The 22,231-nt window shown below is 71.6% G+C and carries 22 protein-coding genes; 12 read left to right on the forward strand and 10 right to left on the reverse strand.

Features of this window, described 5'->3' with window-relative positions:
* Window positions 1-65: 65 nt before the first annotated feature.
* Window positions 66-1,025, reverse strand: coding sequence for a DNA polymerase domain-containing protein (locus tag ACIA47_RS19380; protein ID WP_396709559.1), 960 nt, complete (start codon window positions 1,023-1,025; stop codon window positions 66-68).
* Window positions 1,026-1,056: 31 nt separating this feature from the next.
* Window positions 1,057-2,541 (reverse strand): MFS transporter, encoded by a 1,485-nt coding sequence (locus ACIA47_RS19385; protein WP_396709561.1) that lies wholly within the window; start codon window positions 2,539-2,541, stop codon window positions 1,057-1,059.
* A gap of 74 nt (window positions 2,542-2,615) precedes the next feature.
* Here ACIA47_RS19385 and ACIA47_RS19390 point away from each other — a divergent pair, with 74 nt between their 5' ends.
* The 3 genes from ACIA47_RS19390 to ACIA47_RS19400 all read left to right on the forward strand — a co-directional run bounded on the left by ACIA47_RS19390 (window position 2,616) and on the right by ACIA47_RS19400 (window position 5,940).
* Complete coding sequence (locus tag ACIA47_RS19390) at window positions 2,616-3,050, forward strand: helix-turn-helix domain-containing protein (RefSeq protein WP_225855116.1); 435 nt, start codon at window positions 2,616-2,618, stop codon at window positions 3,048-3,050.
* A gap of 101 nt (window positions 3,051-3,151) precedes the next feature.
* A complete protein-coding gene (locus ACIA47_RS19395; protein ID WP_396709564.1) occupies window positions 3,152-3,739 on the forward strand; it encodes a TetR/AcrR family transcriptional regulator in 588 nt (195 codons plus the stop codon).
* Window positions 3,739-5,940, forward strand: a complete 2,202-nt coding sequence (locus ACIA47_RS19400) for an MMPL family transporter (protein WP_396709566.1) — start codon at window positions 3,739-3,741, stop codon at window positions 5,938-5,940. The genes ACIA47_RS19395 and ACIA47_RS19400 overlap by 1 nt, the downstream gene beginning before the upstream one ends.
* A 101-nt stretch (window positions 5,941-6,041) precedes the next feature.
* Here ACIA47_RS19400 and ACIA47_RS19405 read toward each other — a convergent pair whose 3' ends face one another.
* Window positions 6,042-7,298, reverse strand: coding sequence for an erythromycin esterase family protein (locus ACIA47_RS19405; RefSeq protein ID WP_203121441.1), 1,257 nt, complete (start codon window positions 7,296-7,298; stop codon window positions 6,042-6,044).
* A 128-nt stretch (window positions 7,299-7,426) separates the two neighbouring features.
* On the opposite strand from ACIA47_RS19405, the gene ACIA47_RS19410 reads away from it, so the two are divergent.
* Window positions 7,427-7,618: a DUF2795 domain-containing protein gene (locus ACIA47_RS19410; RefSeq protein WP_124855029.1), complete on the forward strand. Its 192-nt coding sequence runs from the start codon at window positions 7,427-7,429 to the stop codon at window positions 7,616-7,618.
* Between the two features lie 139 nt (window positions 7,619-7,757).
* On the opposite strand, the gene ACIA47_RS19415 is transcribed toward ACIA47_RS19410, so the two are convergent.
* The gene (locus ACIA47_RS19415) at window positions 7,758-8,660 is read right to left on the reverse strand and encodes a Gfo/Idh/MocA family protein (RefSeq protein WP_396709569.1); all 903 of its coding nucleotides are present in this window, start codon (window positions 8,658-8,660) and stop codon (window positions 7,758-7,760) included.
* A gap of 258 nt (window positions 8,661-8,918) precedes the next feature.
* On the opposite strand from ACIA47_RS19415, the gene ACIA47_RS19420 reads away from it, so the two are divergent.
* From ACIA47_RS19420 to ACIA47_RS19430, 3 genes are all read left to right on the forward strand, one after another.
* Entirely contained in the window at window positions 8,919-9,281 is a 363-nt protein-coding gene (locus ACIA47_RS19420; RefSeq protein WP_396709571.1) for a cupin domain-containing protein, read from the forward strand.
* Between the two features lie 138 nt (window positions 9,282-9,419).
* Window positions 9,420-9,812, forward strand: a complete 393-nt coding sequence (locus ACIA47_RS19425) for a hypothetical protein (protein ID WP_181539482.1) — start codon at window positions 9,420-9,422, stop codon at window positions 9,810-9,812.
* A complete protein-coding gene (locus ACIA47_RS19430) occupies window positions 9,805-10,221 on the forward strand; it encodes a hypothetical protein (protein WP_203124660.1) in 417 nt (138 codons plus the stop codon). Before ACIA47_RS19425 ends, ACIA47_RS19430 begins: the two co-directional genes overlap by 8 nt.
* 104 nt (window positions 10,222-10,325) lie before the next feature.
* Here the strand turns inward: ACIA47_RS19430 and fabG are convergent, their stop codons facing one another.
* Entirely contained in the window at window positions 10,326-11,084 is a 759-nt protein-coding gene (gene fabG / locus ACIA47_RS19435) for a 3-oxoacyl-ACP reductase FabG (RefSeq protein ID WP_396709574.1), read from the reverse strand.
* Between the two features lie 43 nt (window positions 11,085-11,127).
* The gene (locus ACIA47_RS19440) at window positions 11,128-12,780 is read right to left on the reverse strand and encodes an alpha-amylase family protein (protein WP_203124672.1); all 1,653 of its coding nucleotides are present in this window, start codon (window positions 12,778-12,780) and stop codon (window positions 11,128-11,130) included.
* 80 nt (window positions 12,781-12,860) lie between these two features.
* Here ACIA47_RS19440 and ACIA47_RS19445 point away from each other — a divergent pair, with 80 nt between their 5' ends.
* Both ACIA47_RS19445 and ACIA47_RS19450 read left to right on the forward strand, forming a co-directional pair.
* Window positions 12,861-13,475: a DUF1349 domain-containing protein gene (locus ACIA47_RS19445; RefSeq protein WP_396709575.1), complete on the forward strand. Its 615-nt coding sequence runs from the start codon at window positions 12,861-12,863 to the stop codon at window positions 13,473-13,475.
* A 69-nt stretch (window positions 13,476-13,544) separates the two neighbouring features.
* Window positions 13,545-14,216 carry a DedA family protein gene (locus tag ACIA47_RS19450; RefSeq protein ID WP_396709576.1) on the forward strand — a complete coding sequence of 224 codons (672 nt, stop codon included), beginning with the start codon at window positions 13,545-13,547 and terminating at the stop codon, window positions 14,214-14,216.
* Window positions 14,217-14,267: 51 nt separating this feature from the next.
* On the opposite strand, the gene ACIA47_RS19455 is transcribed toward ACIA47_RS19450, so the two are convergent.
* The 4 genes from ACIA47_RS19455 to ACIA47_RS19470 form a co-directional block, all read right to left on the reverse strand.
* Window positions 14,268-15,638 (reverse strand): chitinase, encoded by a 1,371-nt coding sequence (locus ACIA47_RS19455; RefSeq protein WP_396709577.1) that lies wholly within the window; start codon window positions 15,636-15,638, stop codon window positions 14,268-14,270.
* 147 nt (window positions 15,639-15,785) lie between these two features.
* Window positions 15,786-17,195 carry a carbohydrate-binding protein gene (locus tag ACIA47_RS19460; RefSeq protein WP_203124650.1) on the reverse strand — a complete coding sequence of 470 codons (1,410 nt, stop codon included), beginning with the start codon at window positions 17,193-17,195 and terminating at the stop codon, window positions 15,786-15,788.
* A gap of 73 nt (window positions 17,196-17,268) precedes the next feature.
* A complete protein-coding gene (locus ACIA47_RS19465; protein ID WP_396709580.1) occupies window positions 17,269-18,024 on the reverse strand; it encodes a YidC/Oxa1 family membrane protein insertase in 756 nt (251 codons plus the stop codon).
* Between the two features lie 102 nt (window positions 18,025-18,126).
* Complete coding sequence (locus tag ACIA47_RS19470; RefSeq protein WP_396709582.1) at window positions 18,127-18,420, reverse strand: DUF6412 domain-containing protein; 294 nt, start codon at window positions 18,418-18,420, stop codon at window positions 18,127-18,129.
* Between the two features lie 156 nt (window positions 18,421-18,576).
* On the opposite strand from ACIA47_RS19470, the gene ACIA47_RS19475 reads away from it, so the two are divergent.
* The 3 genes from ACIA47_RS19475 (at window position 18,577) to ACIA47_RS19485 (ending at window position 22,163) form a co-directional block, all read left to right on the forward strand.
* Window positions 18,577-19,719 (forward strand): glutamate--cysteine ligase, encoded by a 1,143-nt coding sequence (locus ACIA47_RS19475; protein ID WP_396709584.1) that lies wholly within the window; start codon window positions 18,577-18,579, stop codon window positions 19,717-19,719.
* 23 nt (window positions 19,720-19,742) lie between these two features.
* The gene (locus ACIA47_RS19480) at window positions 19,743-21,122 is read left to right on the forward strand and encodes an FAD-dependent oxidoreductase (RefSeq protein ID WP_396709586.1); all 1,380 of its coding nucleotides are present in this window, start codon (window positions 19,743-19,745) and stop codon (window positions 21,120-21,122) included.
* Window positions 21,123-21,194: 72 nt separating this feature from the next.
* Window positions 21,195-22,163, forward strand: a complete 969-nt coding sequence (locus ACIA47_RS19485; RefSeq protein WP_396709761.1) for a LacI family DNA-binding transcriptional regulator — start codon at window positions 21,195-21,197, stop codon at window positions 22,161-22,163.
* The last annotated feature ends 68 nt before the right edge of the window (window positions 22,164-22,231 follow it).

Raw genomic sequence — 22,231 nt, forward strand, 5'->3', positions numbered from 1 at the left:
CCGCCGGGCGCGAGCGGGGTCGAGCCGGGGCCGAGCACGGGCCGAGCCGGGCGCCGACGAGCCGGTCAGCCGGCCTCGCGGCGGGCGCGGGCCCGGCGCTTCCCCTCGTGCATGGCCTGCACCCGGGCCACCGGGATGGTCCGGCCCTCGGCGACCAGGTCGGCGGGGAGCGACTGCGGGGCCGGCATCAGCGCGGCCCACGGGTCGCCGTCGGCGAGCAGTGCTGGCGCGGTCCGAATGGTGAAGTCGGCGGGGGTCACCTCGGTCAGGTCGGCCCAGTCGACCGGGAACGAGACCGGCATCCCCGGGCGCAGCCGGGGGCTGTACGCGGCGGCCACGGTCGCCCCGCCCGCCCGGGTGGCGTCCACGAAGACCCGGCCACCCCGGTCCTCCTTGATGTACGCCGTGGTGGCCAGCGCCGGGTCGAGCCGCTCGGCGCGGACGGCGAGGGCCCGGGTGGCGGCGGCCAACTCCTCGGACGTTGGTTCGTCGGTCACCGGCACGAAGACGTGCACACCCTTGGCGCCGCTGGTCTTGACGGCACCGGCCAGGCCGGCGTCGGCGAGCGCCTGACGGACCAGCAGGGCGGCGTCGACCGCCGCGCGGAACCCGTCGCCGTCCGGCGGGTCCAGGTCGAGGATCAGGTGGGTCGGGCGGTGCAGATCCGCCACGGTGGCCAGCGTCGGGTGGTACTCCACCGCCCGCTGGTTGGCGAACCAGAGCAGGGTGCGGCGGTCGTCGCAGAGGGCGTACGAGATCTCCCGGTGCGACGCCTCCGCCCAGACCGGTTCCCGGCGGACCCAGTCCGGGGTGTAGCGGGGCAGGTTCTTCTGCATGAACGGCGGCTGGCCGGGGCGGACCCGGATCACCGACAGCGGCCGACCCCGCAGCTGCGGCAGGAGCCGGTCCCGGACCGCGTCGAGGTAGTCGACCAGGTCACGCTTCGTCGCGTCATCGCGGTCGGACAGCGGCTGGTCCAGGTTGGTCAGGGCCACGCCGTCCCGGGTCTCGTCAGCCTCGCTCACCCGACCACCCTCTCGGCCCCGCTGCCGGCGGTCAACTGGACGCGGCGCTTCGGTACGGATCTGTTCCGGCACCCACCCCGGCCGGGCCCGACGGGTCGGTGGCCGACGACGGCCGGGCCGCGCGTCGGGGCACTGTGGTCAGCGCCACCAGCCACGCGGCGACCACCAGACCGGCGGCCACGGCGAACGCGGTCCGGTATCCGCCGGCGAGCGCGGCGGTCTCGGCCCAGCCGGCGGCCCGCAGCCCGTCGCTGCGGGTGGCTGCCAGGGTGGCCAGCGCGGCCAGGCCGACCGCTCCGCCGACCTGTTGGGTGGTGTTGGCCAGGCCGGAGGCGAGCCCGGCGTCGGTGTCGGTCGCGCCGGCCATGGCGAGGGTGGTAACCGCTGGCAGGGTCAGCCCACCGGCCGCCCCGAAGATCAACATCGCGGGGAGTACGTCCGCGACGTAGGCGCCGTCGGCGGGCAGCCGGGCGAGCAGGAGGAAGCCTACGGTCGCCAGGCCGAGCCCGACCAGCAGAACCATCCGGGCACCGAGGCGGGCGATCAGCCGACCGGCCAGGCCGAGCGAGACCACGGCGATCACGACCGGGGTGGGCAGGAAGGCCCAGCCGGTCGCGGCGGCGTCCAGCCCCAGCACCAGTTGCAGCTCCACGGCGAGCAGGAACTGGAATCCGAAGTACGCGCAGACCATGAGGAACTGCACGGCGTTCGCCGCCACCAGGCCCGGGACGCGCAGCACCCGGGACGGCACCAGCGGGGCCGCCGCCACGCGTTGGCGCAGCGCGAACCCGCCGAGCAGCAGCACCGCGAGGGCCACCGCGCCGAGCGTCCGAAGGCTGGTCCAGCCGTGCTCTCCCGTTCCGACGATGCTCAACACGGCGGCCATCAGACCGGCGGTGGCGAGCAACGCGCCGGGCAGGTCCAGGCCGGCGCGCAGGCCGATCCCTCGTTCGGCCGGGAGCCGGCGGACGGCAGCGATCAGGATGGCCGCCCCGATCGGCCCGTTGACCAGGAAGATTGTCCGCCATCCGGCGGCCTGGGTGAGCACCCCTCCGGCGACTGTGCCGACCGACGCACCGGCCGCGCCGGTGAAGCTGAAGACGGCGATGGCGCGGGCCCGCTCGGCCGCTTCGGGGTAGAGCCGGACGATCATGCCGAGGCTGACCGCCATGGCCAGCGCGCCGCCGACGCCCTGCCCGAACCGCGCGCCCACCAGCAGGGCCGGCCCGGTGGCGACCGCGCAGGCCAGCGAGGCCACCGTGAACAGCGCGACGCCGGCCAGGAAGACCCTGCGCCGGCCCAGCAAATCACCGAGCCGGCCGGCGAGCAGTAGCAGCCCGCCGAACGCGACCAGGTAGGCGTTCACCACCCAGGCCAGGCCGGCGGCGCTGAAGCCGAGGTCGCGTTGGATGGCGGGCAGCGCCACCGCGACGACGGTGCCATCCAGGATGATCATCAGGCTGCCGGCGCAGAGCACCAGCAACGCCGGCCAACGGGATGGGACGACACGCTCCACGGAACCCTCCTTGGTGCACGGTTTGTTACCGAGGTCATCGTCTGTGACCATGAACCGGAGCGGAAGGAGGCACTTTGATGTCCCAGAGGAACAGCGATGTGTCCGCACTGGTCGAGGCCGAGCTGACCTGCGCGGCCGAGAACGTGCCGTTCACCCCGGGTCAGGCCCGGGCGTGCACCGTCCGCGAAGTGCTCGACCGGGTCGGCGGCAAGTGGAGCATTGGCATCCTGGTGGCCGCCTCGCACGGGCCGGTGCGCTTCACCGAGCTGGAGCGGCACATCGAGGGGATCAGCCGCCGAATGCTCACGCTGACGCTGCGCAACCTGGAGCGGGACGGCCTGCTGCACCGCACGGTCTACCCGACCGTCCCGCCCAAGGTCGAGTACACGGCCACCCCGATGGCACTGGAGCTGTACGAGTCGCTGGTCGCGCTGACCAGCTGGGCCGAGCGGCACCGCCGGGCCATCGCCGAGGCCCGGACCAGGTACGACGCCCAGCACGCCGGATAAACCCGCAAGTGGTGTGGTGAACGCCACCGCTTCCGTCTGACCGATCGGTCAGGGTCTGACCGATCGGTCAGGCATGCTGGTTGGCGGGAGGTGGACCGACCATGGTCAGAGCGGTGTCCGACACGCACGGCGAGATTCTCGCCGCGGCGGCGCGGCAGTTCACGGTGACCGGCTACCGGGGCACCTCCCTGCAGGACATCGCCCGGGAGGTCGGCTGCTCCAAGGCCACCGTGCTCTACCACTTCGCCAACAAGGAGGCCCTGCTCGCCGAGCTGATGGCCCCCGCGATCGCTGTGCTCCGCAGCCTCGACGACCAGCTCACCGGCCTGAGCGGAGCGGCCGCCCAGGAGGTCGCCGCACAGGGCTTCGTCGACCTCGCGGTCCGGTTCCGGCAGGAGATCGCGGTACTGCGCGGCGAATTCCCGGAGCTGCTGTGCCAGCCGGCTTTCGCGCACATTCAGGAAATTTCCGACCGGCTGCGCGACGCGTTGGCCGGGCACTCCGACCGGCCCGTCGCCCGGATCGCCGCGCTGGTGCTGCTCGCCGGCATCTCCGAGGCGTGCGCCGAGTTCGCCGACATCCCCGACGACGAGCTGCGTCTCGCCCTGCTCACCCTCGCCCGGCGGGCCGTCGAACCCGTCGACGCACCTCTGCCCCATCCACCCACGACCGAGGACAAGGACTCCTGATGGCCACCCTGCTCTACCGGCTCGGCCGGGGCGCGTTGCGCCGGCGACGGCTCGTCGTCGCGCTCTGGCTCGTCGTACTCGTCGTCGCCGGCCTGGCCGCGGCGACCCTGCGCAGCCCGACGGCGAGCAACTTCACCATGCCCGGCACCGAGAGCCAGCGCGCGCTCGACCTGCTGGCCGACCAGTTCCCCGCGGCCAGCGGCGCCACCGGCACCATCGCGGTCAAGGCGCCCGCCGACGGCCAACTGGCCACCCCGCAGGGTCAGGCAGTGGTGCAGGAGCTCGTCCAGCAGGCGTCGGCACTGCCCGGCGTGGTCGGCGCGGTCAACCCGCTCCAGGTCGGCGCGGTCTCACCCAACGGCCGGTACGCGCTGGTCCAGGTTCAGTTCGCCACCGGCGGCGACGAGGTGACCGACGAGCAGCGCACCGCGTACGAGGAGGTCGGCGCAGCGGCCAAGGCGCAGGGCTGGCAGGTTGCCCCCGGCGGTGAGGTGCTCGGCGGCGAGCCGGAGATCGGCTCCACCGAGGCGCTCGGCGTCCTGGTCGCCGCGATCGTCCTGATCATCACGTTCGGCTCCCTGGTCGCCGCCGGCATGACGATGCTCAACGCGCTGATCGGCGTGGGCGTCGGCATGGCCGGTCTGTTCGCGCTGAGCGGTGTCATCGAGTTGACCAGCACCGCGCCGATCCTGGCGCTGATGCTCGGCCTCGCCGTCGGCATCGATTACTCGTTGTTCATCACCTCCCGGCACCGACAGAACCTGCTCGAAGGCCTGTCCCCGGAGGAGGCGGTCGGCCGGGCGGTGGGTACCGCCGGCTCCGCTGTCGTCTTCGCGGGCGCCACCGTGGTCATCGCCCTCGCCGGCCTGGCCGTGGTGAACATTCCGTTCCTCACCGTGATGGGTCTCGCCGCCGCCGGTACGGTCACCATCGCCGTGCTCGTGGCGATCACCCTCCAGCCCGCACTGCTCGGCTTCGCCGGCAACCGGGTGCTCCCGCGTCGGCTGCGCTCCACTGTCGACTCCGCCGCGCCGGGTGAGCCGGTGGGCGAAGAGACGCTGCCGGTCGAGGACCGCTCCGGGTTCGGCTTCCGCTGGGCGCGGTTCGTCACCCGCTTCCGGGTGCCGGTCATCCTGGTCTCGCTGCTCGGCCTGGGGCTGCTCGCGCTGCCCACGCCGGACATGCGGCTGGCCCTGCCGGACGCCAGCACGGCGACGGCGGGCTCCCCGGCCCGGGTGGCGAGTGACCTCACCACCGAGGGCTTCGGTCCGGGATTCACCGGCCGGCTCGCGGTGGTCGTGGCGGGCGACGACGCGCAGGCGACCGCAGCCGCGGTGCCGCAGGTGACCGCGATGATCCAGCGCACCGAGAACGTCCTCGCGGTGGCGCCACCGCAGCTGAGTCCGGATGGTCGGACCGCCCTGCTCGGAGTGGTGCCGAAGACCGGCCCGACCGACGAGGCCACCGAGACCCTGGTGCACGACGTCCGCGACGCGGTCGGCGGGGTCAAGGGCGCCGAGGTGCTGCTCACCGGCGCCACGGCGATCGGCATCGACGTCTCGGAGAAGCTCTCCGACGCGCTGCCGATTTACCTGCTGCTGGTCGTCGGGCTCTCGGTGCTGCTGCTGATGCTGGTGTTCCGCTCGCTGCTGGTGCCGCTCAAGGCGGCGCTGGGCTTCCTGCTCACCGTGGCCGCCACGTTCGGCATCACGGTGGCGATCTTCCAGCAGGGCCACCTCGCCGACCTGGTCGGCCTGGACACCCCGGCCCCGCTGGTCAGCTTCCTGCCCATCCTGCTGATCGGCATCCTGTTCGGCCTGGCCATGGACTACGAGGTGTTCCTGGTTTCCCGGATGCGGGAGGACTTCGTGCACGGCGAGACCGCGCGTGAGGCCACGATCAGCGGCATGGGCCACGGTGCCCGGGTGGTCACCGCCGCCGCGCTGATCATGATGTCCGTCTTCGGTGGCTTCGTGTTCCTCGACGACCCGATCATCAAGTCGATGGGCTTCGCGCTCGCCATCGGCGTGGCAATCGACGCGTTCGTGGTTCGGATGACCATCGTCCCGGCGGTGATGTCCCTGCTCGGCGACCGTGCCTGGTGGCTCCCCCGCTGGCTCGACCGCGCTCTGCCCAACGTGGACATCGAGGGCGAGGGCCTGCGCGAACACCTGGATGACCGGACCCCCACGAGGGTCTGACGCCCACCCGGTCGATCAAGGAGTTGTGGTGTCTGCCGCGCCCCGGTGCGGGGCGTTGGTCCGGCACCACAACTCCATGATCGACGCGAACCGGGTCCGGGTCAGACCCCGGCCGGGTACGTTTCCATCTCGCCGGGGGCCGCTGGCACCGGTAGCGGGTGCAGGGCCGTGGTGTCGTCGCACCAGATGAAGGCGTCATAGCGGTCGCCGAGCCGGGTGGGCACGTAGTTGCCCCAGGACTCGAACGACGGGTCGTAGACGACCCCGATCGCCCGGTGGTCCACGGTCTCGGTGACCCAGCCCGGCTGGTCGTCACCGCCGAAGACCAGCACCGCCCGCTCTGGCATCAGCTCGTGCAACCGCCGCTCGATCGAGCCCTCCCGAGCCGGGGGCACCACCATCGCCTCGGGCGGTGAACCCCAGCGGGGTGCGGCGATCACCGTGCCCCGGTAGCTGCCGAAGCCGACCAGGGCCACCGCGTCCTCGCCGTGCCGCTCCCGGGCCAACTGACCAATGTTGATCATCCCGTCGGCAGCCATGTCGGTGGCCCGCGCATCCCCGACGTGCGTGTTGTGCGCCCAGACGATGCCCCGGGCTTCGGGGCCGTAGCGGTCCAGCAGCCGGTCCAGGGTGTCCTGCATGTGGGTGTCGCGGATGTTCCACGAGTCGGGCCCGCCGGCCACCATCGCCCGGTAGTACCGCTCGGCGCCGGCCACCACCTCCGCGTTCTGCCAGGCCGAGAAGCGGTCCGGGCCGTCGGAGAGGGCGTGTTCGCGGGTCCGGGCGAGCAACCGGACGACCTCCTCCTCGCACCGGGCGGAGACGAACCGGCTGGCCGCGCCGTACTCCTCGACCCTCTTGCCGTACGGCTCGAAACACCGGTACGCGTCCTGCGCCGCCTCCAGCGACTTCGGGTCCTCCTCCCCCAGGTAGTCGAAGATCGCCTGCATCGACTCCCAGAGGCTGTACACGTCGAGCCCGTGGAATCCGGCCCGTTGCTCCTCCGGCCGCTCGACGTTCCAAGCCCGCACCCAGCTGGCGAACCGAGCCACCTCGGCATTGGCCCACATCCAGGTCGGCCATCGCTCAAACTGGTTGAGTGCGAGCTGCGGTTCGAGAGCGCCGCCCGGGGCGGCCGTCACCGAACGGTGCACCCGGTCGCAGTCGGGCCAGTCACCCTCCACGGCGACGAAGGAGAAACCGCACTCCGCGATCAACCGGCGGGTGAGCTGCTCACGCAACCGGTAGTAGTCGTAACTGCCGTGGGTGGATTCACCGATCATCACCACCCTGGCGTTCCGAACGCGCTCCAGCAACGGGTCGAAATCGCTCGGCGCGCCGAGCCGCTGAACCAGCATGTCAGCGGCTACCCGGCCGCCGTTGCGGCAAACCGTGCGTGCGTCGCGGGCCGACACGCCGGCCGCCGGGCCGTCGTGGGCCCCAACCAAGCCGGTGTACGACCACCGCGAGCGGGTAGCCGGCCGACATGACCGTCACCGGGGTTCAGTTGCAGGAGTACCTGGCCGGGCTCGACTACCCGGTCTCCCGGGAGGACCTGATCCGCTGGGGTCAGGAGAACGGGGCCAGCACCGCAATGTTGCAGATGCTCCAGGCCCTACCACCCGAGCAGTTCAACTCCCCCGACGAACTAAACGCCGCCCTAACCACCCCCACCTGACCCACCCCACCCCAGCCCACCCGGCCCGGCCCGGCCCGGCCCCCGGTGATCATGAAGTTATTGCCGTCCGGCACGGCGAGTCGCGCCGCTAACTTCATGATCAGCGGAGTTGGCGGGCGGGGTGGGGGTGGGGCGGTTGTTAGGGGAGGGGGATGGTGCGGCATTCGGTGCGGGCGGTTTCGGCGGCGGCGAGGATGGCGACGACCTCGCGGCCGAAGCGGACGTCGCAGCGGTGGTCCCGGGTGCCGGCCTGAACCTGCTCGACGAGCTGGTCGATGGCGACACCGAACGCGGTGGCGGCGTCGTTCTCGCCGAACGGGACGTTCTCGATGCCGTTCTCGCCGTAGAACACGAACTCCCGGGCCATCGACTCGGTCGGGGCATCCAGGGAGAGCGAGGCGCTGCTCGTGGCACCGCCCTCGTGAGTGAGCAGCAGATGCACCATCCCGCTCGGGCCGTCCATCGCCGCCACCTGCGTCACGCGACCCAGCACCGGCAGGAGAATCGAGAGCGCGTGCGGAGCGATGTCCCAGAGCGCCCCGTGCTCCCGACGCCACAACGAGCCGCCGTACGGGCTGCCGTCCTGGAAGATCGAGGCGAACGCGGTGGTCCGACCGTGCTGCCAGCCCCCGGCGGCGGCGGTGGCGGCGAGGAACGCGGTCACGTTCGGCTGGAACCGCTGGGTGAAGAAGACGACCGAGGCGACCCCGGACTCCTCGGCGGCGGCCACGACCCGGTCGGCGTCGGCCACGCTGAGCGCCAGCGGCTTGTCCAGCAGCAGGTGCCGACCGGCACGGGCGGCCCGGACCGCGATGTCGGCCTGGATGTCCGGCGGCAGCGCGACGGCGATCGCCTCGCACTGCTCGATCAGGGCGTCGACGTCGGCGTAGGCGGGCACCCCGTACCGCTCGGCCAGCGCGGAGGCCCGCTCCGGGTTGCGACCCCACACTCCGACCAGCTCCGCGTCGGGATGTGCGTGCAGCGCCTTTCCGTGCGTCTCGATCGCCCAGTGACCGGTGCCGAACAAGCCGAACCGCAGCACGTGTACCTCCGCTGTTTCCCCGCACCGCGGCAACGCCACGGACGTGATCCACGCTAGTCGCCCGGGCGGCCACGACGGCGGCGGGTTCGACCAATCGAAGCAGCTCACCTTCATTTCCGGGTCGGTGGTCGAGCTACCCGCCCGGCTGTCGGTGCAGCGGTCCGCCCGTGGTCTGCCGGCACCGCCTGCGCCGCTCTCGGTAGCGTCAGGTCCGATCGCCGCCAGACACACCAGGTGCGGCGAGGCAGTGTCGACGGCATGCAGAGCACGAACCCAGCGATCACCAGCGGTGTCGCGACGTTTGACCACTGGTACGACTTCACTGAGGGCGGCCCGGTGCACCGCGCGCTGCTGCCGTTTCCGTCGACAGCGCCCGCCCCGTTCGAGGTCGCTCGCTGGTCGGTGGCCCCGAACACCGCCAACGACCTCGACGTCCATCGGTCTCGTGAGGTGTGGATCATCGTGTCCGGGACGGGAATCTTGACGTTCGCCGACCAGACAGGCGTCCTGCGGGCCGGGGACGTCGCGGCGTTCGACAGCAGGGTGCCGCACCAGATTCGGAACGACGGACCGGACCCGCTCGTTGCCATCTCCGTCTACTGGCTGCAAGCAGGCGACTGACGCCCACCCGAGAAGCGCGGGCACCGGGGCTGCGGGCACCTCGCCGGGCGCGCCTCACACGCGGAGAGGCAGGGCACCCCTTTACTACGACGGTTAGTAGGCTGTGCCGGTGACCGAGGCAACGACCGGGTGGTGCCGGTGACCAGCGTGGGTGCCGACTCTCCGGTGGACGGGATCGTCGCGACAGTGCCGATCGTGCTGTCGCTGCTCGTGGCGGTGTGGGCGCTGGTGGCGGCGGTACGCCACCGGCCGCCGGACCGGGTGCAGTTCGTCGGCCTGGCCGTACTCGAAGTGGCGTTGCTGGTGTTGAGCGTGCTGGCGCTCGTCGCGGTCGGCGGCGGGGATCGGCCCGGCGAGCCCGGCGCCTTCTTCGGCTACCTGGTCACGCTGGTGTGCCTGCCGCCACTGGCCTGGGTGCTGGCCCGGATGGAACCGACCCGCTGGGGCTCGGCGATCGTGTGCGCGGTCTGCCTGGTGACCCCGGTGGTGGTGGTCCGGTTGCAGCAGACCTGGGAGGTGCTCGGTGGTTGAGACAGGATCGGCTCGGCAGCGCACGAACTCCGGCCCGGGTCGGCTGTTGATCGCGGTCTACCTGCTCTTCGCGATCGCGGCAACGAGTCGGGCGGGTCTGCAACTCGCCACCAGGTTCGACGAGGCGCCGGTGGCGTACCTGCTCTCCGGGGTGGCCGCGCTCATCTACATCGTGGCGGCGGTGGGCTTGGCCCGCGCCGGGCACACCGGCCGTCGGGTCGCGCTGGCGTGCTGCTCGGTGGAGCTGGTCGGTGTGGTCGCGGTCGGCATCCTGAGCCTCGTCGACAAGGACCTCTTCCCGGACGAGACGGTCTGGTCGCAGTTCGGCAGCGGGTACGGCTACATCCCACTGGTGCTGCCGGTGCTCGGCCTGATCTGGCTCTGGCGCACCCGCCGCGCACCCGCCTGATCCGCCGCACCCGCTGACCCGCCGCGCACCCCGACCGACCGGGCGCAGACCCGGCGACGAGGGCGCCGGCTCACCTGCCGGAGCGCCCTCGTCGGGAGTACGGGTCAGTCCCGTGGGCCACCCGCGACGTAGATGACCTGACCGGAGACGAAGCCGGCACCCTCGCTCGCCAGGAACGAGATGGTGTGCGCGACGTCCTCCGGCCGACCCGGGCGACGGACCGGGATCTCGGCGGCGGCGTGCTTCTGGAAGTCGTCGAAGTCGACCTTCATGCGGGCCGCGGTGGCCGCGGTCATGTCGGTGACGATGAAGCCTGGCGCGACCGCGTTCACTGTCACCCCGAACGGACCCAGCTCGATGGCGAGCGTCTTGGTGAAGCCCTGTAGGCCGGCCTTGGCGGCGGCGTAGTTCGCCTGGCCCCGGTTGCCCAGCGCGGAGGTGCTGGAGAGGTTGACGATCCGCCCCCACTTCCGGTCCACCATGTGCTTCTGGGCGGCCTGGCTGAACAGGAACGCGCCGCGCAGGTGCACCCCCATCACCGTGTCCCAGTCGGCGTTGGTCATCTTGAACAGCAGGTTGTCGCGGAGCACACCGGCGTTGTTGACCAGCACGGTGGGCGGGCCCAGCTCGGCGGCGACCCGGCTCACCGCCGCCTCGACCTGGTCCCGGTCGGACACGTCGGCGCCCACCCCGAGCGCCCGGCCACCGGCCCCGGCGATGGCGTCCACCGTCTCCTTGGTGGCCGTCTCCTCGATGTCGACCACGGCGACGGCCATTCCGTCGGCGGCCAGCCGTCGGGCGGTGGCCGCGCCGATGCCGCGTGCGGCTCCGGTGACGATGGCGACGCGGGACTCCTCCGACATGATTACCTCCCGGTAACTTGGGGTCGATCGGAGGAGCTTAACCTCAACAGGCCGACCCTCGGCATAGGCGAATCCACCGGTATCCGTGGCCGGAGACCTTGATTGCGCCGAGCTTGCCCAACTCTCCGTAGCCACGGTCGGCGAGCACGTCGATCGGCAGGTCGGCCTCCGGCTCAAGGCTGCTGAGGTCCACCTCGACGTCGTCGGTGCTGAGGTTGTGCACGAAGACCATCGTCCCGGTCGGCCCGTCGGCCCGGTGCGCGAGCACTCCGGCCGGCATCGCCACGTCGATGTGGGTCGTCGAGCCGGAGCCGATCTCGGGAGCCTCCCGCAGCGTACGGATCATGCGCTCGAACCAGGCGAGCAGCGACTTCGGGTCGCTGCGCTGGGCGGTGACGTTGACGTTCTGGTAGCCGAACTCGCCCTTGTCGATCACCGGACGGACCAGCTTCTCCGGGTCCGCCGTGGAGAAGCCGGCATTCGGCTGGTACGACCACTGCATCGGCGTACGGATCGCCTCCCGACCGGGCAGCGACAGGTCCTCACCCATCCCGATCTCCTCGCCGTAGCGCAGCACCGGCGTACCGCGCATCGAGAACTGGAGGGCGTACGCCAGCTCGATGCGCCGCCGGTCGTTGCCGAGCATCGGGGCGAGCCGGCGACGGATGCCCCGGTCGTAGATGCGCATGTTCTCGTCCGGGCCGAACTGCGCGTACACCTGGTTGCGCTGTTCGGTCGTCAGCCGGGACAGGTCGATCTCGTCGTGGTTGCGCAGGAAGGTGGCCCACTGCCCGCCGACCGGCAACTTCGGGGTGTCGCGGAGCGCCTCGATCAGCGACTCCGGGTCCTCGCGGGCCAGGGCGAGCATGAGTCGACCGTTGAGCATGAAGTCGAAGAGCATGTGGATCCGGTTGCCGGAACCGCTGGCGTCGCCGAAGAACGTCGGCAGCTGGTCCGGCTCGACGTTCGCCTCGGCCAGCAGGACGGCGTCGCCGCGTCGCCACTGGACGTGCTGGCGCATCTCGGTGAGGAACTCGAAGTCCTTCGGGGAGTTCGGGTTGCCCGGTTCGGTCAGCTCGATGATGAACGGCACCGCGTCCATCCGGAAGCCGGAGACACCGAGCTGGAGCCAGAACGACATGATCTTCTTGATCTCGTCCCGGACCTGCGGATTGGCGAAGTTGAGGTCCGGCTGGAACTTGTAGAACCGGTGGTAGAACCACGCCTTGGCGGTCCGGTCGTAGCTCCAGGTCTCGTCCTGCTCGCCGGGGAAGACCATGCCCTGGTGCCGGTCGTCCGGTTCGGTGTCGGACCAGACGAACCAGTCCCGGTACGGCGAGTCCGGCGAGGAGCGGGCGGACTGGAACCACGGGTGCTCGTCGGAGGTGTGGTTGACCACCAGGTCGATGATCACGCGGATGCCCCGGTTCTGCGCCTGGTGCAGCAGCTCGGCGAAGTCGCCCAGGGTGCCGAAGCGCGGGTCCACGTTGTAGAAGTCGGTGGCGTCGTAGCCGTCGTCGCGGTTGGGCGACGGGTGGATCGGGTGCAGCCACAGGCAGGTCACCCCGAGTCGGGCCAGGTAGTCCAGCCTCCCGATCAGCCCCCGGATGTCGCCGACCCCGTCACCGTCCGAGTCGGCGTACGTGTCGATGTCGAGGCAGTAGACGACGGCTTCGGAATACCAACGGTCACCCATGCCGAAGAAATCTCTCCAGTTGATCACCGTGGCAAACCAGCCTGGCCGACCGGCGACCGCATTGGGTTACCGTGCCGGTCATGGAGAACGACCTCGTACCGCCGAGCGAACTGTTGGACTGGTCCCGGGGCAGCTGGCTGCACCCGCCGGTACGCGTCGAGGAGGGCCCGGCCGGCGAGCTGGTCGTCGAACCGGCCGCGGACAGCGACTTCTGGCGGCGGACCAGCTACGGCTTCGTGCACGACAACGGCCCGGCCCTGCTGGCACCGCTGCCGGTGGGCGCCGCCATGGAGGTGAGCTTCCGGCTCGACTTCTCGGCGCAGTTCGACCAGGCCGGTGCGTTCGTCCGGGTCGACGAACGGACCTGGACCAAGGCCGGTGTGGAGATCAGCGACGGCGAGGTGCAGCTCGGCGCGGTGGTGACCCGGGAGTTCTCCGACTGGTCGGTGGGGCCGGTGCCGGAGTGGGCGGGCCGGGGGGTGACCGTCCGGGTCAGCCGGGCCGGCGACGCGCTGACCGTCCGCGCCCGGGTCGACGACGAGCCGTGGCGACTGGTCCGCCTCGCCCCGCTGGACCCGACGGTCGAGGCCGTCGCCGGCCCGTTCTGCTGCGCGCCGTCACGCGCCGGTCTGACCGTGGTGTTCACCGGTTGGCGGCAGGGACCGGCGGACACCGCGCTGCACCCGGAGCACTGAGCGCAGGTGTAGCTCGGACTCGGCTGGGTATGACTGTCCGATCCCCGAGAGCCGACCGGAAGGACGACCATGGCGTACGCCCAGGCTGGCGACCCGTCCGAGTTCACCGGGTTGACCGGCTGGGTGGCCTCGGTGATCGAGACGTTGGGCCCGGCCGGCGTGGCGCTGCTGGTGGCGTTGGAGAGCATCGTCCCGCCGATCCCCAGTGAGATCGTGCTGGCGATGGCCGGTTTCCTGGCTCATGAGGGCGAGTTCAACGTCTTCCTCGTGGTGCTGGCCGCGACGGTCGGCTCGCTGGTCGGCGCGTTGGTGCTCTACTGGCTGGGCGCGGCGCTCGGCGAGGAACGGCTCAAGCGCTGGCTGGACCGCATCCCGTTGGTGGACCGCGACGACCTGGAGAAGGCCGACAAGTGGTTCGAGCGGCACGGTCGGTGGGCGGTGCTGATCGGCCGGGTGGTGCCGGTGGTCCGCAGCCTGGTCTCCGTGCCGGCCGGGGCCAACCGGATGCCGCTGGGTGAGTTCATCCTGTTCACCACCATCGGCAGCGGGGTGTGGAACGGTCTCATCGTCGGGGCGGGCTACGCGCTCGGCAGCCAGTGGCAGGACGTGGCCCGCTACAGCGACTGGTTCAACTACACGATCGTCGCGATCTTCGTCGTCTTGGCGGCCGTGTGGGCGTTCCGTAAGGTCCGCCGACGCCGGGAGCGCGACGACCGGCGGTCGGTGACCGCCGGTCGCTGATCCGCGCTACCGCTCACCGCCGGCATCCTGGCCGGACGCCGGCGAGGCCGGTCAGGGCAGGGTGTCCAGGTGCGGGCCCACCGTGTTGGCGAAGCCGTTGCCGTTGCTGACGTCCCAGTTGACCGACCAGGTCATCGCGCCCCGGATGCCGGGGTAGGTGCGCGGCGGGCGGAAGCTGCCGCAGTTGGTGCCCCGGGCCAGGCAGTCCAGGGCGGCGTTGACCACGCTGGGCGCGACGATGCCGCCCCCGGCCGCCCCCGCTCCGGCGGGCAGACCGAGGCCGACCTGGTCGGGGCGGAGCCCGGCCTCCAACTGGATGCAGGCCAACGCGACGATGAAGTTCACAGTGCCCTGGCCGTACGCGGCGTTCTGGTCGCAGCCGAGCATCGCGCCGGAGTTGTAGTACTGGGTGTTGACGACGGTGAGGATGTCCTTGATGTCGAGCGCCAGCTTGAAGTAGCCGCCGGCCGGGTTCTGCATGTCGATGGTCTGCGGCGCCATCGCGATGATCAGCCCCGACCCGACAGTGGCCCGCAGCGCGCGCAGCGCCTGCGCCATGTACGTGGGGTTGAGCCCGTTCTCCAGGTCGATGTCGATCCCGTCGAAGCCGTACCGGGCGATCAACGCAGCGGCCGTGTCGGCGAACGCGGTGGCCGAGGCGGCGTTGTTCACTGTGACCCGGCCGGTCTCACCGCCGACGGAGAGGATGACCCGCTTGCCCCGGCTGTGCAGGGTGCGCACGTCGGCGGTGAAGTCCGCGTCGGTGTAGCCGCCGAGCGCGGCGGCCAGCCCGGGGTCGACGCCGAAGGTGAGCGCCCCGGGCGTCGCGGTGGCCTCGGCGAAGGCGACCGCCACCAGGTCGTACTCGGCGGGGACGTCGCGTAGCCGCAGCTCGACGGCGGGGTTGTCGAAGTTGTGCCAGTACCCGGTGAGCAAATGTTTCGGCAGCCCACCGGTGGGCGGGTCGGTCGGCGGCGGAGTGGTCGGCGGGGGCGTGGTGGGCGGCGGCGTGGTGGGTGGGGTGCCGCCGCCGCAGGACGCACCGTTGAGCTGGCAGCCGCCCGGTGAGCCGGAGCCGCTGGCCAGGAAGCCGAAGGAGACCGACGCGCCCGGGGCGATCGTGCCGTTCCAGGACCGGTTGGTGAAGGTGTGCCGCTGGCCGGATGAGCTGAGCAACGCGTCCCAGTAGCTGCCGAGGGTGGTGCCGGACGGCAGGTCGAAGGCGAGGCTCCAGCCGTTGATGGTCGAGCTGCCGCCGTTGGTGATGGTGTACTTCCCCTCCCAACCGGAGCCCCAGTCGGCGGTCTTGACGAAGCTGGCGGTGGCCCCGGCGGCGTACGCGGGCAGCGCCACCCAGGCCGCGCCGAGTGTCGCCGCGAGGGCGACGACGAGGGACAGGACAAGGGATCTGGAGCGTTTCATGCGGCCCTCCGGCCCGGACGGGCATGTATGGACGTCAACGTTTGCGCTAATTATTAAGACAGTTAACTGTTTCTGTCCAGGGGTCGACATGGATGGATGGGCCGCCCGTCGCGCGACCATGGCGACGGGCGGCCCGGGACGGTCCGCTCAGCGGCGGAAGGTGAACCAGTTGACGTTGACGAAGTCGTTCGGCTGGCCGCTGGTGAAGGTCAGGTACACGGAGTGCCGGCCGGTCACCGCGCCCACGTTGCCGGGCACCGAGCGCCAACTCTGCCAGCCTCCGGTGTTGCCGATCGCGAAGCTGCCGATCGGCGCCGCGGTCGGGCTGTCCAACCGCACCTCGACGAGGCCACTCGCACCGCCACCCGCGCCGGAGGCGACCCGGGCCACGAAGTCCCGGGGTCCGGCGGAGCCGAACTCGACATTGTCGTAGCGCGCCCAGTCGCCGTTGCGCAGCGCGGCGATGTTCTGCCCGCCCTCCGAGCACGCCTCGACGAGCACCCCGTTCTGCCCGTTGAACGACTCGGCCTGGATCTGCGCGTACGCGTCCCTCGTGCCGCCGGGCGGCGGCGTGGTGGGCGGCGGGGTGGTGCCACCGCCGCGCTGGTACACCGCCACGTAGTCGACGAGCATCGGCCGCCCCGGGACGGTGGCCGCAGTCGGCGTGCCGCTGCCGGCCACGCCGTTCGGGAAGGCCCCACCCATCGCGACGTTGAGCAGCAGGAAGTAGCCCGCGTGCGAGGTCATCTGCGACCAGGCGGACGCACCAACCTGGCTCTGCGTGACGGTGTGATAGAGCTGCCCGTCGACGTACCAGCGCAGTTGTTGCGGGCTGATCGAGGCGTCCCACTCGAACCGGTAGGTGTGGAACGCGGACTGGCAGCTCGCGCCCGGGCAGGCCCGGGACGCGCCGAGGCCGTTGGACTCGTTGCACGGCCCGCCCGGTGCGACACCGCAGTGCAGCACGCCCCAGACCGAGTTGATGCCGTTGACGTTCTCCATCACGTCGAACTCACCGATGCCCGGCCAGTTCTGGTAGTTGCCCCGGTAGGGCGCGCCGAGCGCCCAGAACGCCGGCCAGTAGCCGGCGGCCGCGGCGCCGGTGACGTTCGGCATCTGGATCCGGCCCTCGATGGCCAGCACGCCGCCGGCCGGGGCCTTGAAGTCGCTGCGCACGGTCTCGATCCGGGCGGAGGTCCAGCCGCCACCGCTGTCCCGCAGCGGCGTGATCCGCAGGTTGCCGCCACCGTCGTGGCTGACGTTGGCGGTGCTGGCGGTGTAGTTCTGGATCTCGCCGGTGCCCCAGTTGCCCGGACCACCGGGATAGCTGTGACCGGTGTCGATGATCCAGTTGGCGGACGACGGCAGGCTGCCGGCGGCGCCGGTGAAGTCGTCGCTCCAGACCGTGCTCCAGCCGGCCGGGGGTGGCGGCACGGCCGCCTGCGCGGTGACGGTGGCAGCGGCCAGGACGGTGGTGGTGGCGACGAGCAGGACGGAGGCCAGCCGCAGCCGGCGTCGGACGAGCGGGGCGGCGGGGGCCGCCGAAGGAGGAGACATGGACGTGCCTCTCTGCGGGGACGGGAGTCGAGAGAGCGCTCTCTCAGAGTTGTACGTCCCGTCGACACAGTTGTCAACGTCGATCTCTGTCGGCGTTCGCCGGAACCGCCTGCGGGCGGCGGAGCACCGCCTGCTCAAGGGCCGACCACACGCTCGTCGTCACCAGATAGATCACCGCGGCGAGCGGCAGCACCAGCGCCACCAGCACCGTCGTGAACGGCAGCAGGGGCAACAGCCGGCCGAGCGTTGCCGCACCCGGCCCCTCGGTCGGCGTACCGGCCACCGTGCCGACCGCCGCCGACGCCCGGCGGGCCCGCCGCGACGACCACCAGGCCACCGCCAGCAACACCAATAGCAGTACGCCGAACAGCGGTCCGGCCGCACCGGCCAGCCCGTCGCTGAGATGGTGACCCAGTGGCACGCCGGCCAACCGCTCGTCCAGCAACCCGGTGCCGCCCTCACTGGTGCTGAACAACCGGTACAGCACCAGCAGGAACGGCGCCTGGATGAGCAGCGGCAGGCAGCCGGCGATCGGGTTCGCGCCGGCCTCGCGGTACAAACTGAACACCTCGCGCTGAAGCGTCGCCGGGTCGTCCGCGTACCGCTGCTGGAGGTCACGCACCTGTGGGGCGAGCGCCGCGCGACGCCGCTCGCCGCGGACCTGAGCGACGGTCAGCGGCGAGATCAGCAGGCGGACGGCGATGGTGAAGAGCACGATGGCGGCGGCGGTCGCTTCGCCGCCGGCCAGTGGTTCGAGCAGCTCGGTGAGCCAGGACAGCGCGCTGCCGGCAGCGGCGACAGTGTCGTGCAGTGGTGCGAAGGCAAGCATGGGAAACCCCTCGGTCCGATTCCGGTGAGGCCCTCCCCCGGGCGGTATCCGCTCAGCAAGGGGGGCCGGTGACGGCGGGATCGGCCGCGCGGCGGCGAGTCGCTACGCGGCGCAGGGGTGCCCCGGGGCACGGGGACGAGGACGACCGGCCGCATCCGGGTCGATCTGGCGAGGCATTCGGCGACTTCGGGAGCGGGCCCGCAGGCCGGCCCACCGCGGCCCGGCACCGGGCGCGCCCGCCCGGTCGTGCACCCGGGCCGCCAGCACCACCGCGAGCAGCACCAGGGCGGTCAACGCGGCACCCGCCAGCACGTCGACCGGTCGGCCCGCGAGCAGGGTGAGCTGGGCGTACGTGGACATCCACGCGACCCCGACACAGCCCAGCAGCACCGGCACGGGCTCAGAATAGGACCCGCCGTCACGTCATCCAGCCGAATCCGGCGGCCCGCCCCGAGTACGACGCGCCGCCGCCACGTTTCCCGGCATCGCCACGTTGGGTAACCAACGGCGGACCAACGCGGACGGACCGCGAACGGTGGAAACGGACGGGTGATGTCGATGACCGGTCAGGTGGCGGAGGCGCCCAGCGACATGGCTGCGGCGACCGGGTTGCTCACCGTGGGTGTCGAGGAGGAGTTCCTGCTCGTCGACCCGCACACCGGGGCCGCGGTTCCGGCCGTGGACCTGGTCATGGAGCAGGTGCCGGCCGAACTTCGCGGGCAGGTGGAGCGGGAGTTCCAGACCAGTCAGATTGAGATCGGCAGCCCGCCAGGCCTGGAGCTCTCGTCGATCCGGCACTCCCTCGGCGTCCTGCGTCGGGCACTCTCCGACGCCGCCGAGCGGGCCGGCGTACGCCTGCTCGCCATCGGCACCGGCCCGGTGGACGGCCCGGTGCCGCCGGTGGTGGACAAGCCCCGCTTCGACCGGATGATCGAGCGCTTCCGGCTGCTCGTCCCCGGCCCCGGCAACAACGGCATGCACGTACACGTCGGGGTACCCGACCCGGACACCGGCGTGCAGGTGCTCAACCACGTACGGCCGTGGCTGCCGATGCTGCACGCGGTGACCACCAACTCGCCGTTCTCCCGGGGCGAGGACACCGGCTACGCCAGTTGGCGCTCGGTGGAGTGGGAGCGCTGGCCGTCGGTGGCGCCGACGCCGTTTCTCGCGTCGCACGAGCACTACCAGCGGCTGATCCGCCAGTTGATCTCCAGCGGGGTGATGCTCGACGAGGGGATGCTCTACTGGTACGCCCGCCTGTCGGCGAAGTACCCGACGGTGGAACTGCGGATCGGCGACGTCTGCCCGTCGGTGGACGACGCGGTGCTGGTCGCCGCGCTGGTCCGTGCTCTGGTGGCCACCGCCATGGCGGACGTCGAGGCCGACCGGCCGGCGTTGCGAACCGACCACCACCTGCTGGTCGGGGCGCACTGGCGAGCCGCCCACGATGGCCTGGAAGGCGAAGCCGTCGACGTCACCAACGGTGAGCTGCGCCCGGCCTGGGAACTGTTGGACCGGTTCGTGGAGCGGATGCGGCCGGCGCTGGAAGAGCACGGCGACTGGGCCGAGGTGACCGACCTGCTGGCTGGGCTGCGTCGACACGGCAGCGGCGCGGCACGCCAGCGCGCCGTGTTCGAGCGCACCGGCCGACTCACCGACGTGGTGCAGGACGTCGCACGGCAGACCCGCGGCTGATCGCCGCGTGACAGGATGAGCCCGTGGCGCAACGGCTGATCGTCATCGGCGGGGACGCGGCCGGAATGTCGGCGGCGTCCCAGGCCCGACGGCGCCGTGCTCGTGGCGACCTGGAGATCGTGGTCTTCGAGCGGGGCCACTTCACCTCCTACTCGGCGTGCGGCATCCCGTACTGGATCAGTGGACTGGTGCCCGACCCCGAGGCGTTGATCGCCCGGGACCCGGAGACGTTCCGCACGGAGTACGCGATGGACGTCCGGATGCGCCACGAGGTCACCAGCATCGACCTGGCACGCCGCGAGGTGGTGGCCCGGGACCTGGAGGGCGGCGGCGAGGTCCGCGAGCGCTTCGACGACCTGGTGTACGCCACCGGCGCGGTGCCGGTGAAGCCGCCGTGGGCGGTCACCGACGCGGGCGGCGTGTTCGGCATGCAGACCCTCGACGACGGTGCGGCGCTGCGCGACTGGCTGGACGCCGACCCGCAACCGCGCCGGGCCGTGGTGGTCGGCGGCGGGTACATCGGCGTCGAGATCGCCGAGGCGCTGATCCAACGCGGTCTCTCAGTGACCCTGGTCGAGGCGGGCGAGCAGCCCATGGCCACCGTCGACGCCGAGATGGCCGAATTGGTCGCCGACGCCATGCGCGGTCTCGGCGTCACGATCCGTACCAGTCTGCGGGTGAGCGGCCTTGAGCAACGGGACGGCCGGGTGTCCGCCGTGGTCACCGCCGAGGGGCCGATCCCGACCGACGTCGTGGTCATGGGTCTCGGCGTACGCCCCAACACCGCGCTCGCGGAGGCGGCCGGGCTGTCCCTCGGGCCGACCGGCGCGATCCGGGTCGACCGCCGGATGCGGGTGCCCGGGCTCCCCGGGGTCTGGGCGGCCGGCGACTGCGTGGAAACGCTGCACCGGGTCAGCGGGCTGCCTGTGCACATGCCGCTCGGCACGCACGCCAACAAGCAGGGCCGGGTCGCCGGGATCAACATCGGCGGCGGGTACGCCACCTTCACGGGTGTGATCGGCACGGCGGTAACCAAGGTCTGCGACCTGGAGGTGGGTCGGACGGGTCTGCGTGAGCGGGAAGCCGCAGCTGCCGGCTTCGAGTTCGTCTCGGTGATTGCCGAGTCGACCAACCGGGCCGGCTACTACCCGGGTTCCCGGCCGATGACGGTCAAGCTGATCGCCGAGCGCCCCAGCGGCCGGTTGCTCGGCGCGCAGATCGTCGGTTGGTCCGAGGCGGCCAAACGGATCGACACGCTGGCCGTGGCGCTGTGGAACGGCATGACGGTGGACGATATGACGCAGCTGGACCTGGGCTACGCTCCGCCGTACGCGCCGGTCTGGGATCCGGTGCTCATCGCCGCCCGAAAAGCGGTCGACGCGCTCGCCGCCCTCGACCGCTGACCCGCGCCCGCCGTGGAGGACCACCCCGTGACCCAGACCCCGACCCGGCCGACAGTGCGTCGGCGTCCCACGATGGTCGACGTGGCCCGGCGGGCCGACGTCAGCCTGAAGACGGTCTCCCGGGTCGTCAACGACGAGCCGGTGGGGCAGGAGTTGGTCGGCCGGGTGCTGGCCGCCATCGCCGAGCTGGGGTTCCGGCGCAACGACATCGCTCGTAACCTGCGCTCCCGGCAGCTCAACGCCACAGTCGGGCTGCTGATCGAGGAGATCGCCAACCCGTTCTACGCGACCATCGCCAGCGTCGCCGCGGAGATCGCCGCCGCCCACGGCACCATGCTGATCACCGCGTCGTCGGAGGAGGACCCGGAGCGGGAACGCGCCCTGCTCCAGGACTTCACCCAGCGCCGGGTCGACGGCCTGTTGGTGGTGCCGGCGGGGCTCGACCACTCGTTCCTGCAGCGCGAGGTCGAGCTGGGCATGCCTGTGGTGTTCCTGGACCGGCCGCCACAGGGGCTGCAAGCCGACGCGGTGCTGTTGGACAACCGGGGTGGCAGCCACGCCGGGGTGAGTGCGCTGCTCGACGAGGGCCACCGCCGGGTGGGGCTGCTGCTCGGCGCGCCGAGCGTGCCCACGATGCGGGAGCGGCTGGCCGGGGCACGGGCGGCGCTGGACGCCGCCGGGGTCGAACCGGACGAGTCACTGATCCGTGAGCGGCTCATCGCTCCCGAGGAGGCCGGCCGGGCGGTCGCCGCGCTGCTCGACCTCCCGGAGCCGCCCACCGCGTTCTTCTGCGCCAACAACCGGCTCACCGTCGGCGCGCTCCAGGAGCTGCACCGGAGGGGCAGTGACGCCGCGCTGGTCGGCTTCGACGATTTCGAGCTGGCCCACCTGATGCCCCGACCGCTGACCGTCGTCGCCTACGACACGAGGGAGCTGGCAAGAGTCGCCACCGAACGCCTGTTCCAGCGGGTAGCCGGCGACGACACCCCACCCTCCACCACGGTCCTGCCCACCCGCCTCCTAAACCGAGGCCTGACCTAACCCCCGCCCCCTCGCGCCCCCGCGCCACCCCCCACCGCCCCCGCGATCTTGCACTTGCTGTCGGCGAC

Origin of the sequence: Micromonospora sp. NPDC051227 (assembly GCF_044455385.1) — a bacterium.
Classification (GTDB): domain Bacteria; phylum Actinomycetota; class Actinomycetes; order Mycobacteriales; family Micromonosporaceae; genus Micromonospora.

Bases quoted from the DNA above. Each gene is read 5' to 3' on its own strand.
- ACIA47_RS19450 (WP_396709576.1), top strand. From the start codon at position 13,545: ATGGCGTACGCCCAGGCTGGCGACCCGTCCGAGTTCACCGGGTTGACC.
- ACIA47_RS19460 (WP_203124650.1), bottom strand. From the start codon at position 17,195: ATGTCTCCTCCTTCGGCGGCCCCCGCCGCCCCGCTCGTCCGACGCCGG.
- ACIA47_RS19440 (WP_203124672.1), bottom strand. From the start codon at position 12,780: ATGGGTGACCGTTGGTATTCCGAAGCCGTCGTCTACTGCCTCGACATC.
- ACIA47_RS19410 (WP_124855029.1), top strand. From the start codon at position 7,427: ATGACCGTCACCGGGGTTCAGTTGCAGGAGTACCTGGCCGGGCTCGAC.
- fabG (WP_396709574.1), bottom strand. From the start codon at position 11,084: ATGTCGGAGGAGTCCCGCGTCGCCATCGTCACCGGAGCCGCACGCGGC.
- ACIA47_RS19465 (WP_396709580.1), bottom strand. From the start codon at position 18,024: ATGCTTGCCTTCGCACCACTGCACGACACTGTCGCCGCTGCCGGCAGC.
- ACIA47_RS19475 (WP_396709584.1), top strand. From the start codon at position 18,577: ATGTCGATGACCGGTCAGGTGGCGGAGGCGCCCAGCGACATGGCTGCG.
- ACIA47_RS19445 (WP_396709575.1), top strand. From the start codon at position 12,861: ATGGAGAACGACCTCGTACCGCCGAGCGAACTGTTGGACTGGTCCCGG.
- ACIA47_RS19485 (WP_396709761.1), top strand. From the start codon at position 21,195: ATGGTCGACGTGGCCCGGCGGGCCGACGTCAGCCTGAAGACGGTCTCC.
- ACIA47_RS19400 (WP_396709566.1), top strand. From the start codon at position 3,739: ATGGCCACCCTGCTCTACCGGCTCGGCCGGGGCGCGTTGCGCCGGCGA.
- ACIA47_RS19395 (WP_396709564.1), top strand. From the start codon at position 3,152: ATGGTCAGAGCGGTGTCCGACACGCACGGCGAGATTCTCGCCGCGGCG.
- ACIA47_RS19455 (WP_396709577.1), bottom strand. From the start codon at position 15,638: ATGAAACGCTCCAGATCCCTTGTCCTGTCCCTCGTCGTCGCCCTCGCG.
- ACIA47_RS19405 (WP_203121441.1), bottom strand. From the start codon at position 7,298: ATGCTGGTTCAGCGGCTCGGCGCGCCGAGCGATTTCGACCCGTTGCTG.
- ACIA47_RS19420 (WP_396709571.1), top strand. From the start codon at position 8,919: ATGCAGAGCACGAACCCAGCGATCACCAGCGGTGTCGCGACGTTTGAC.